This window comes from Gemmatimonas phototrophica, assembly GCF_000695095.2.
Lineage (GTDB): Bacteria > Gemmatimonadota > Gemmatimonadetes > Gemmatimonadales > Gemmatimonadaceae > Gemmatimonas > Gemmatimonas phototrophica.
In genome coordinates this window covers 3196601-3208056 of the sequence record NZ_CP011454.1, presented here as the reverse complement: position 1 = coordinate 3208056, position 11456 = coordinate 3196601, and the positions used below count along the sequence as shown (strand labels likewise).

General features: G+C 65.3%; 10 protein-coding genes. 6 read left to right on the top strand and 4 right to left on the bottom strand.

Annotated elements, in window-relative coordinates; all coding sequences use genetic code 11:
• Positions 1-150: 150 nt before the first annotated feature.
• Entirely contained in the window at positions 151-1011 is an 861-nt protein-coding gene (locus GEMMAAP_RS13570) for a hypothetical protein (RefSeq protein WP_026848759.1), read from the bottom strand.
• A 30-nt stretch (positions 1012-1041) separates the two neighbouring features.
• Positions 1042-2184, bottom strand: coding sequence for a patatin-like phospholipase family protein (locus GEMMAAP_RS13565; RefSeq protein WP_026848760.1), 1143 nt, complete (start codon positions 2182-2184; stop codon positions 1042-1044).
• A 55-nt stretch (positions 2185-2239) separates the two neighbouring features.
• Here GEMMAAP_RS13565 and GEMMAAP_RS13560 point away from each other — a divergent pair, with 55 nt between their 5' ends.
• A complete protein-coding gene (locus tag GEMMAAP_RS13560; RefSeq protein WP_026848761.1) occupies positions 2240-2917 on the top strand; it encodes a response regulator transcription factor in 678 nt (225 codons plus the stop codon).
• An 11-nt stretch (positions 2918-2928) separates the two neighbouring features.
• Positions 2929-4290 carry a sensor histidine kinase gene (locus GEMMAAP_RS13555; protein ID WP_158514863.1) on the top strand — a complete coding sequence of 454 codons (1362 nt, stop codon included), beginning with the start codon at positions 2929-2931 and terminating at the stop codon, positions 4288-4290.
• A gap of 23 nt (positions 4291-4313) precedes the next feature.
• Here GEMMAAP_RS13555 and GEMMAAP_RS13550 read toward each other — a convergent pair whose 3' ends face one another.
• A complete protein-coding gene (locus GEMMAAP_RS13550; protein ID WP_145979140.1) occupies positions 4314-4667 on the bottom strand; it encodes a flagellar protein FliS in 354 nt (117 codons plus the stop codon).
• Between the two features lie 246 nt (positions 4668-4913).
• On the opposite strand from GEMMAAP_RS13550, the gene GEMMAAP_RS13545 reads away from it, so the two are divergent.
• The 3 genes from GEMMAAP_RS13545 to GEMMAAP_RS13535 are packed head-to-tail and all read left to right on the top strand — an operon-like array spanning position 4914 to position 10561.
• A complete protein-coding gene (locus GEMMAAP_RS13545; RefSeq protein WP_026848763.1) occupies positions 4914-6197 on the top strand; it encodes a TolC family protein in 1284 nt (427 codons plus the stop codon).
• A 2-nt stretch (positions 6198-6199) separates the two neighbouring features.
• Entirely contained in the window at positions 6200-7444 is a 1245-nt protein-coding gene (locus GEMMAAP_RS13540) for an efflux RND transporter periplasmic adaptor subunit (RefSeq protein ID WP_043579489.1), read from the top strand.
• Positions 7445-7447: 3 nt separating this feature from the next.
• Positions 7448-10561, top strand: coding sequence for an efflux RND transporter permease subunit (locus tag GEMMAAP_RS13535; RefSeq protein ID WP_053333756.1), 3114 nt, complete (start codon positions 7448-7450; stop codon positions 10559-10561).
• A gap of 54 nt (positions 10562-10615) precedes the next feature.
• Here the strand turns inward: GEMMAAP_RS13535 and GEMMAAP_RS13530 are convergent, their stop codons facing one another.
• Positions 10616-11014, bottom strand: a complete 399-nt coding sequence (locus GEMMAAP_RS13530) for a hypothetical protein (RefSeq protein ID WP_026848765.1) — start codon at positions 11012-11014, stop codon at positions 10616-10618.
• A gap of 150 nt (positions 11015-11164) precedes the next feature.
• Here GEMMAAP_RS13530 and GEMMAAP_RS13525 point away from each other — a divergent pair, with 150 nt between their 5' ends.
• Positions 11165-11398 (top strand): hypothetical protein, encoded by a 234-nt coding sequence (locus GEMMAAP_RS13525; RefSeq protein WP_026848766.1) that lies wholly within the window; start codon positions 11165-11167, stop codon positions 11396-11398.
• Positions 11399-11456: the final 58 nt, after the last annotated feature.

Genomic DNA, 11456 nt, shown 5'->3' with positions numbered 1-11456 from the left:
ACCCCTCGGGTGGCCACGCGCGTCTGGAACGGAGCCACTCATCGCGCCGTAACTTCCTGCGACTGCACAGGATGCCCGGTACCGACGAGGCTACCGGGTAATATCGGCCGCGGGACGGGACAAGGCCAGCGGACCCGTCCCGCAGATTGTCTAGATCAGCAAAAGCTTGTCATTGATGGCCAGCCAGCCCCCTGGCTCCTTCACCAGTCCAGGCAGGTTGTGCTGTCCAAACACTCGGGTCATCCCTCGGCGGATGAACAACTCCTGGAGAATACGGTTGGCCGGCCCAGTCCCGGCGCTCATCCCGCGAATGCCCCCCAGCAGGGCCGTCTCCTGGTAACAGCGCCAGTGCAGGTCCATGGCCGTCATGGCGCACAGGTTGGAAAACTTGAGCTTGATGCCCAGCTTGGCACCGGCCGCCAACACGCCGGCCGTAATGGAGACCGCCGTAGCGCCACCCCATGGAATGGGCGCCGCCACCGCTGCCGCAAACTGACCACCGCGCACGGCACCCTTGAGCGCCTTCATCTTCATGAGCACATCAATCCAGCCGGAGATGGTCTCGCTCTGCTTGTAGCCCTTGGCAATGGCCTTGAACTTGAGGAGGTGCGCCACGGTGGAGCCGGTGGCGTTGCCATGGGACAGCAGGGCGCCCACGTCGGCCACGGTACCCGCCGCCGCCAGCGCGCCCGCCGCCGAGACGGCCGCACCGCCCAGCTGCATGCGCCCGCGGTGCTTCAGGTACGCCTTGGTGGTCGGTGATTCCGCATCGTCATGACCGTTCCACACCATCCACGGGTTGGGGATTACTCCGCTGTTCTGCGAAGACGCCGCCGAATAGACCCCCTGCACCGCCGAGTTGGCCGCGCCGGCAAAGCCGGTGCCGGTCGCGCCGTCAATCACCGTCGCCACGCCGTCGGCGACAGCCCAGAGAACGTCGGACTTGCTGGCGCCGCTGCCGGCCGCCGCCTTGATCTGGGCGCGAATGTTTTCGTAGTACTGGTCAGGCATGACAAGACATGGACAGAGGATGAGCGGCCATCAGGCAGACTGGGCCAGCCGGTCGGCCACGGGATCCCGGTGTGCGACCGGGCCAACGCTGATGGCTTCCACCGGACAACACCGGGCAAATGCGGCGTCGGCCGGGGAGAAAATGTGCACCTGCTCCAGTGGATATGCGCGATGGGAGGAGTCCAGCGCCATCAGAGAAGAATGATGCGCGGCACATAATCCACATCCGGTGCAGCGTTCCCGGTCCACGCCAATCTCCATCTCGATACGGGGGAAAATGCCCCCCGGCGCTGCCAGCGCTTCCAACAGGTGCTTGAGCGCCTCTCTGGTGGATTCGTAGCCCACTTCGAGCAACTGCTCCATATGGGAGAAGGAAAACCAGCCAATGTGCGACACCTTGGGACGCACCAGCAACATGGGCGGCCCCGACCACCGATCGAGCGTCGCCTGCTGCATCTCGTGCATCATCATGGTGGCGGCACGCATGAAAATGGTGGCGAACCCCTGTTCGGCCACACCGGCCGCGTGCGGCACGTCAGCAATGCCGACATCCACCGCGATAATGGCATCAACATCCAGCCCGGCAATGTTCACGGGCAGATTGTCCATCGTGCCGCCATCAATGCACACCCGGTCCCCTACCACCCCGGGCGGGAAGAAACCGGGCAGGGCACACGAGGCATACACCGCATCGCGCACACGCACATTCCGAAACCCCGGGCGTCCGAACACCACCGGGAGTCCCCGTTCAATGTCCACCGCCGACACCAGCAGGGGATTCGCAAAGCTGTCGAAGGTCCCTTCGTCTACCAATTCATCGCACAAGGCGCGCAGTGGCGCCTCAAGGTAGATGGAACGCGACAGCATGCGCTCCATGATCATCCCCATGTGATTGATGCGGAACAGATCGCGTCGGCGCACGCCGAGCGCGCGCTTCATGAGGTCCTCCGGCGCGCGGCCACTGGCCGCAGCGGCGGCAATCATGGCCCCAATGCTGGAACCGGCGTACAGCTTGGGAGTGATGCCTGCCTCGCGGATGGCGCGGAGGGCCCCCACATGGGCCAGCCCCTTCAGCGCCCCCCCGCCCATTACCACGCCAATGCGAGGCACCGCACGGTGCGGGCCGGTGCGGTCAATGGGCAGGCTGTCGTCGGGCAGTACGAACCGCGTCACCGTCGTTCTCCCTCACGATTCATGCGTGATTCATCTCGCATCGTAGATTACAGGCATGCGTGTGCTCCTGGTGGAAGACGACGATACGCTGCGTGAGAGCGCAACGGCATACCTCCGGGCAACGGGCTTTGCCGTTGATCCCGCCGCTACGGGGAAGATGGCGCGCGAACTGGCTGCCGTCAGCCCATATGATGCCGTGATTCTGGATATTCGTCTCCCCGACGACGATGGCTTTGCCCTCTGCACGGTGTTTCGGGCCCGGGTGCCAGCCCCCCGCATCCTCATGGCCACGGCGCGTGACGGGGTGGACGACCGCATCGCCGGGCTTGATCTCGGCGCGGACGACTACCTCGTCAAACCTTACGCCCTTGGCGAACTCGTGGCCCGCGTGCGCGCCCTGTTGCGTCGTCCCGATCACGCGGCTCCTACCCGACTGCAGGTCAGTGACCTCATTCTCGATCCGGCCACCCGGGAAGCCCGTCGGGGCGCACGCGAGATCACCCTGACCACCAAGGAGTTTGCCGTCCTTGAGGTGCTCATGCGCGCCTCCGGCCGGGTGCTGACCCGGGAATTCATTGGTGAACATGCATGGGACGACAATTTCGACCCCATGAGCAACGTGATTGACGTCTACATCGCCCGCTTGCGACGGAAAGTGGACGGCCCGCACGACGAACCGCTCCTCAGTACGGTGCGCGGTGCCGGGTACCGCCTGGCCCCACCGCGCGAGTGATGCCCCGCGATGTGAGTCGTCCACGCATCCGGTTGCGCTTCACGGTGCTGTATGCGGCGACCCTGCTGCTGGTACTGGTGAGTGCGGCCACGGTGCTGCGCTTTGCCCTGCGAGCCACCCTCGAGCGGGAATTTGAGGAGTCGGTGCGCGCATCCGCCGGACTGGTCACCCAGTTCTTCCGCACGGAAGTGAATGAGTACCGCACCATCGACGCCACGCTCACGCATATCTCCGGTGAACTGGTCTTCGAGGATCGCATCATTCGCTACCGGCGACCCGATGGCACCCTGTTCCGCACGCGCACGCGGATGCCGCGCGCGCAGGTGAAATCGATCGCTACGCCGCTCCAGTCGGTGCGCTTTCCGCTCGACCCTGATCTGGCGCCAGGGTGGCAGGTGGAAGTGGATGCCAGTCTGGCCAATATGCAGGGCCTCCAGGGACGCATTGATCGGTGGTTTCTCTTTGGAATTCCGCTGCTGGTGCTCGCGGCGGCCATTGCCGGCTGGTGGCTGACGGGCCGAACGCTGGAGCCGGTACGTCGCATGGCGGCCGCCGCCGCGCGCATTGCGCCGGCGAGCGGGGCGCGATTGCCTATCAGCGATCCTGACGATGAGCTGGGACGGCTGGGGACGCGCTTCAACGCCCTGCTCGATCGCCTCGACGGCGCGCTCACGCAACAGCGGCAATTTCTCGCGGACGCCGCCCACGAACTTCGCACCCCCATTGCGCGCATGCGCGCCCGCGTGGAATTGGCGCTGTTGTCGGCCGCGCACGTGCCCACCGTGGCCGAGCGGGAGGATATTCTCTCGGCGCTCGACTGTGAACTCCGCGCCGTGACCCATCAGGTGGATGAATTGCTGCAGCTGGCGCGCGCCGACGCAACGGGCGACGAGGTCATGACGAACGCCTCGCGGCTGTTTCTCGATGACCTCATTGCGGACGAAATCCCGCGGTGGCAACCGCAGGCACAGCAACTCGGGGTGCGTCTGGAAGTGAACGCGCTCGAAGAAACGCCCATCGAGGGCGATGCCACCTTGCTCGCGCGACTCTGCGGCGTGCTCGTGGATAACGCGCTACGCTATGGCGCCGTGGCGGGAACTGTTCGTCTGTCGGTGCGTCCGCAGAACGGGCGTGCCATCTTCACCGTGGAAGACGATGGCCCCGGCGTGGCTACCGAAGACCGCGGCCGTATCTTCGACCGATTTTATCGAGCGGAGTCCGCGCGCCACCGGCGGGCGGATGGGAGCGGTCTCGGTCTCGCCATTGCCGCCTGGATTGTGCGGCGGCATGCCGGCGATATTCTCGTGGACCGGAGTGACCTGGGCGGTGCCCGCTTTACCGTGGCGTTGCCTCTGGCGGTCCCGGCCACCTGATGCCGGTGCGCGCCGCGCCCTGTTCAGCAGATGGGCAGGTCGTCCCAGGTCGAAGGACTGACCAGCGGTGAAGGCTGGCTGGCCCGGCGCCATGCGTCGCGGAGCGTTCGCAGGCATTGCGCCGCACCCATGAAATCGTGCGCATCAACACGCTCGAGACACCACTTGTACAGGGAGTCGAAGCTGCGGGACGCGGGGGAATCGAGGTCGAGGGCGTCCCGGAGGACAGAGATGGACGCAATGGCCCCCCGATGATCAAACGTCTCGCAGGCCCGAATCGCGCGATCATAGGCGCGGACGAGCAGGGAGAGTGGATCAGGAGCCTGGCGATCGGCATCGATCACCGCGTTCGTAAACATGGGCGTCGGGACAGGCACGGCATAGGGAGCTGGGGGAATTTCGAAAGGCGGAGTCGTCGCCTCTCCCATTTCATCGGCTTGGAACGACCAGTACTTAAACAAGTATGTTGCTTCCTTGTGACTAATCGCACGGCCAACCGTCGTTTTCGCCGCTGCCGACCGGGCATGTGATACTGCGACCGGCGCAGGAACGCACGGCGGAGTGCAATCCCGGCGTACGCACCAGTTCACGAAGCATTCATGTACAGACCGTACGTTGGTCCCATGTCTGCGATCCGTGTACTGCCCACTGTGGCCGTTGCCACGCTGCTGCTCGCTGCCGGCGCCCCCTCGCCACTCCAGGCGCAATCCACGTTGGGATTGCCGGAGGCCCTCGCTGTGGCCCGACAATCCGGACCGCTCCGCAAAATGACCGATGCCCGTCGGCAAGTAGGGCTGGGGCAGGTTGGCGAATCCACACAGTGGATGAACCCGAGTATCGAATGGCGGCGGGAAAATCTTGGCAGTCCGCTGCAGCCGGACATCTTTGCCACCGTTTACCTCCCCTTTGATTTCTCTGGCCGTCGCCTCGCCTTGCGTCAGGCGGCCGCGGCTGGCCGACAGCGGGTCACTGCCGACGCCAGCGCCGACCAGCGCGATGCGGAACTGACCGTGGCACGCGCCTGGCTGCGCGCCGCCTCCGCGCTCGGCACCCTCGAGATCGTCACGCAGCAGCATGACGCGCTGCGGGAGATCGCCCGGGTGGATAATGAGCGTCTGCGCGAAGGACTCGTGAGCGAGGCCGTGGGCCTGCGCACGTCGCTGGAGGCAGACCGCGCGCGGGTGGCCCTGGTGAGCGCGCGCAATGAGGCCATCGTGGCCCGCACAGAGCTGGCCCGTTTGCTGGGCGTATCCGACACGCAACTCCCACTGGTCGCGGCCATCCAGGCGCCCACGCTCCCCAGCGCGCCGGATTCCGCCACGGCCGTCAGTGCAGCCCTCACGCATCGGGCCGAAGTGCGCGCCCGCGAGGCGGCGGTGCAGGAAGCCCAGCGCCGCCTTACAGCCGAACACCGCGGCGTGTTGGGAGAAGTGCAACTCCAGGGCGGAACCAAGGAAACTGGCGGATTCATGACGGGTCAGGTTGGGCTGGCCATGCCCATGCCGGTGTTCAATCGCAATAGTGGCGCGCGTCAGCGGGCAACCGGGCAACTGAATGAGGCCCGCGTGTGGCGTGACGATCTGCTGCGGGTGGTGCAGGGTGGTGTGCTGAGTGCACTGCAACACTACCGGGAGGTGCAATCGGCGGCGCTCGACGCGGGAACCTTTGACGCGCGCGGCGCTGACGTGGCACGGATTGCCCGCCTGTCATACCGCGAAGGGCACATCACGCTGACGGAGCTGCTCGACGCCGAGCGTGCTGCCGCCGACGCCATGCAGGCGCAGCTCCGCTGGGCCGGTGATGCCTGGATGGCCCGGCTCGAACTTGAACGATCGCTCGGGGCCCGGCTGCACGCCGACAGCCCGTTGGATCTCCCTGTGCTCGCTTCGACTCCCTCTGGTCGCTGATCATGCCTGTTCTGTCATTCCGTTCAACGAAGGTGGCGCGTCCCGCCATCGGCACGATGCTGATGCTCTCGGTCGCCACATTGTACGCGTGTGGAGGTACCGAGTCGGCGCCTGCTGGCGATGCGGCCGCGGAGGCCGCATCGATGGCCACGCTCGACAGCGCCACGCTCTCGGCGGAGGCCGTCAAGATCGCCGGGCTCTCCATCGATACCGCGCGCACCGCGCCCTGGCGAGCCTCGGTTACCGTCCCGGGGCGCCTGGAGCTGGATCCCAACAGCCTCGAAACCATTGGCTCCATTACGGAGGGGCGTATTACGCACGTCACGGTGCGGGTGGGCGATCGCGTTTCTGCCGGGCAGGCGCTGGTGATGATTCACAGCCACGAGATCATGGACGCGCGCAGCAGCCTCGCCAGCGGCACCGCGCGCGTGAGCGCCATGGAAGCAGAACGCGATCTGGCGATCACGGCCGCCGCGCGGGCGAAACGCCTCTTTGACAACAAAGCCATGTCCCGGGCAGAACTGGAACGGGCGGACGTGGCGCAGCGGGTTGCGCTCGCCAACTACGATCAGGCGGTCGCCGAGCGTGACCGGGCGCGGGCGCTGGTGGAACACCTGGCCGGCCTGGGCCCTCTGCCCGCAGGTGCCGACGAACATGATGTCATTATCCGCACCCCGATTGCCGGCATGGTCACCTCACGGGAGGCGCAGCCCGGCACGGTGGTGCTCCCCGGCACACCGCTGGTCACCGTCGGAAGCCCGGAGAAGCTGCAGATCGAAATGCACGTGCCGGAGCAGCAGGCGGTGGGTATTCAGACGGGCGCTACGGTACGCTATACGCTCACCGAGGTCCCCGGGGAGCACTTCGATGCCGTGGTAACCCGCGTGGCCCCCACGGTGGATACGCTCACGCGCATGGTGCAAATCATCGCTACGCGCCGAGGCAAAACGGTGGGGCGTGCCGAAACATTTGTTCAGGCGGATATCAGCGGCAGCGGTACCACCTCGGCACTCACCGTCCCCGCCGGTGCCGTCCAGGCGCTGGAGGGCGATACGGTGGTGTTTGCGTCGGAACCGCGCGGCGAAGGACTGTTCATCAAGGCGATGCCGGTGCGAGTGGGACGGCGAAACGCGGAGCGCGTGGAACTGCTGTCGGGCCTTCCGGAGGGCACGGCGGTGGTGGTGCGTGGTGCCGCCATCGCCAAGGCGGAGCTGCTCAAGCGCCGTGGTGCCGGCGGCGGGGAGTAGCACATGAAATCGCTGATTCATTTTGCGCTGCGAAGACGCGGCGTGGTGGTGGGCTTCACGCTTGCCCTGATGACCGCCGGCCTGTACGCGCTGCAGCACATTCCGTTCGATGCCTTCCCTGATCTCACTGGTACGCGGGTGGAAGTCATCACCGTCGCGCCCGGGATGGCGCCGGAAGAAGTGGAACGGTTGGTCACGTATCCCATCGAGTCCGGGCTCATGGGGGTGCCGGGAGCGGAAGGCGTGCGTTCGGTGTCCAAGTTCGGACTGTCTCTGGTGACGGTGCCGTTCCCCGACAACGTGGATGTGTACTTCGCACGGCAGCTGGTACAGCAGCGACTGTCGGACGCCAAGGGCGCGCTGCCCGTGGGCATTGAGCCGGCGCTCGGGCCGGTCTCCACGCCCATGGGCGAGCTGTATCAGTACGTGCTCACCAGCGATTCGCTCTCCCTCGCGCAGCTAAAAACCCTGCACGACTACGTCGTGCGTCCGCGGCTGCGCACGGTGCCCGGTGTCAGTGAAGTGAACTCCTGGGGCGGGCTCACGGAGCGGGTGGAAGTCATTGTCGATCCGGTCCGGCTGGCGGGCTATCAGCACACGGTCGTGGATGTGCACAACGCGCTCGCGAACAACACGCTGGCGTTCGGTGGCAGCTATCTTGAGCAGAACGGAGAGCGCTACACGCTGCGCGGACTGGGACGGGTGGAGTCGGCGGCGGAGGTGGAGCGAGTGGTGGTGGGGTCGCACCGCGGTGCCCCGGTGCGTGTGGGCGATGTCGCCACCGTGCGCCTTGGCGCCCATCCACGCAACGGTGCCGTGACCAAGGATGGTGAGGAAGAGGTCGTGAGCGGCATGGTGCTCAAACTCAAGGGTGCCGACTCCCGCAAGGTCATCGCTGCCGTGCGCGTCCGCATGGAGGAGATCAAGACCTCGTTGCCGTCACACGTGAAGGTGGTGCCGTTCTACGATCAGACCGACCTGGTGGCGCGTACCACCAACACCATCATCAAGAACCTCGTTGAAGGTGGCCTGCTCGTTATCGCGGTGCTCTTCCTGTTTCTGCGCAACGTGCGGGCGGCGCTCATTGTGGCCTCCGTCATCCCCATCTCCATGCTCATCGCGTTCGTGGGGATGGCGCTGTTCGGGTATAGCGCCAACCTCATGAGTCTGGGGGCGCTCGACTTCGGGCTCATAGTGGATGCCTCCGTGGTGATGGTGGAAGGGTTCATCCGCCGCATGGAGACGCACACGGGGACCAATAAGCAGGGGCTCTTTGAACGCGCGGCCGTCGAAGTGGGACGCCCCATCCTGTTCGGGATTGCCATCATCGTGGCCGTGTACATCCCCATCTTCACCTTGGATGGCATGGAAGGGCGCATGTTCAAGCCCATGGCGTTCACGGTGGTGTGCGCGGTGTTGGGGTCGTTGTTCCTGGCGCTTACCTACGTGCCGGCCGTGTCGAGCTGGGCGCTACGGGAAGGGCACGGCGAACCGGCCAAGTGGATGGTCTCACTCACGCAGCGGTATCGGAGCGCGCTGGCCGGTGTGCTCCAGCGTCCGCAGCCCATTGTCGTCGTGTCGGCGGTTCTGGTGGTGATTGCGGTCGCCTCGCTCACACGCATCGGCACGGAGTTCATGCCCAAGTTGGACGAGGGCTCCATTCTGATCACCACCCGTCGCATGCCAAGCGTGGATCTGGCAGATGCCACCCGGCTGTCGTTGGCGGCGGAGCGCATCGTGAAGCAGTTCCCCGAAGTCGTCACGACGGTCACCAAGGAAGGACGCCCCGATCTCGCTACTGAAGCCATGGGACTTTTTGAGGGGGACATGTACGTCATCCTCAAGCCGCGCGACGAATGGACGTCGGCATCCAGCACGGAAGAACTGGTAACCAAGCTCGACTCGGCGTTGCGCGTGGTACCGGGGTTGGATGTGTCGTTCACGCAGCCGCTGGCCATGCGTCTGGATGAGGCCGAGAGCGGTATCAAGACCGATCTGGGGATCAAGGTGGTCGGTCCCGATCTCGACCAGAATCAGGCGATCGCCGAACGGCTGTTGCGCATTGTCGCCACCGTGCCTGGCAATGCCGATGTCGGTGTGGAAGTCGCCGACGGCAGTGGGCAGGTGCGCATGCAGATTCGGCGCGAAGCCTTGGCGCAGTATGGCCTGTCCGTGGCGGATGTGCGTGACGCCGTGGATATGGCGATGGGGTCCCAGAAGGCCGCCGAACTGATTGATGGCTTCCGGCGGGTAGATATCGTTGTCCGCACCCCCGATGCATATCGTGCCGATGCCGCTGCGATTGGTAGGCTCACCATTCGCGCCCCGGGCGGTGAACTGTTGCCGCTCACGGCGGTGGCCGATGTGCAGAGTACCACCGGCCCGGAACTCATTGGCCACGAGGATGCGCAACGTCGGTCACTGGTGCTGAGCAATGTGCGTGGTCGCGACCTTGGCAGCTTCGTGCAGGAAGTACGCACCCGGATAGCCCGCGAGGTGAAATTGCCGCCGGGCGTGTTCCTGGAGTGGGGCGGGCAATATGAGAATCAGCAGCGGGCCATGGGGCGGCTCACGGTGGTGGTGCCTCTCGCGCTGGTCCTGATTTTCGGACTGCTCTTTCTCTCGTTCCGGTCAGTGTCGCAGGCGGTGCTGGTGCTTTCCAATGTGCCGTTTGCCCTGGTGGGTGGCATTGCCGCCCTCTGGCTACGTGGCCTCAACCTCAGTCTCTCGGCAAGCATCGGGTTCATTGCGCTGTTCGGCATTGCCGTGCTCAATGGTGTGGTCATGGTGGAACATCTCAACCACATGCGCCTGAGCGACGATCCGGAAGATGAGACGGTGGCCGGACGGGTAATACGGGGAGCGGCCGACCGGCTGCGGCCGGTGCTCATGACGGCATTGGTCGCCAGTCTGGGGTTTGTCCCCATGGCTCTCAGTACGAGCCCCGGGAGCGAAGTGCAGCGGCCGCTGGCCAGTGTGGTGATTGGCGGGCTGGTTACCAGCACGGTGCTCACGCTGTTCGTATTGCCGGTCCTCTATGCGTGGCTGGAAGCGCGGGATCCCCGGCGCCCCAAAGCACACCATCACCCGGTGGACGCAAAACCGGCGATCGCCTGAAGGCAATCGCCGGTGCGAATGGTGCCGCGCCGCCCCGAATCGGGGCGGCCGTGATCACTGCAGAAAGCGGTACAGGCCGAGCAGACCCACGCCAGCCGAGCCAAGCATGACAAGGGTGCCTGCGTCGCCACCGATTACCGCGCCTATCACCAGACCCACCCCGCCAACAATCATAAGCGCCCGATTGTTGGACGTGTCCCCCCGCGGGGCCTTGGGAGCCGGCGCCGGCGCGGTGCGGGCCTTGAGCGCGACGGGTTGCGCTTCTGCCAGCTGACCGGCCACCGGTGCCGTGGCGGCGGTGGTGAGGGGCGTGGCGCCCGTGACAATCGCTGGTGCCTGAGCGACCGCGCTGGAAGGCGTCTGATCCGTGACGAGAGGCGCCTGGGCTGAGGCTACGGTCGGAAGGACCAGCAGAACGGCAGGCAGCAGGAGCGTGCGAACAGAAAAAGCCATCGTGTTCTCCAGTAAGGGGACAACTGAACATACCCGATGATGGCATAACCTGTGCCATGATGCGATAAACAGGAACTCCGTCTGGCGTCCCGGAGCACTTTGCACCAACTTGGAGTGTTCCTTCGCCGGTCCCCTTGCCCCCCGAAGACGATGAGCCTCCAGCCTCCGAAGAAGCTGCGCAAGCAGTACACCAATTCCACCCATCCGCTGATCGTGCTCAAGTTCGAGAGCGGTCATCAGATCAAGGTCTACCAGAACGAAGGCAAGGAGTTTGACGCCTATTCCGGCGAGACCATCAAACTGCTGGCCGTGAACGATCCCACGTCGAGCGAATGGGAACTCGTTGAGAACCGCAAGGCCGACGCGTTCGACGACGCCGTCTGATTCCGGCGCTGGTTTGCAGTGACCGCGGTGCACGTGTGAGGCCATGCTGTTGCCTCCC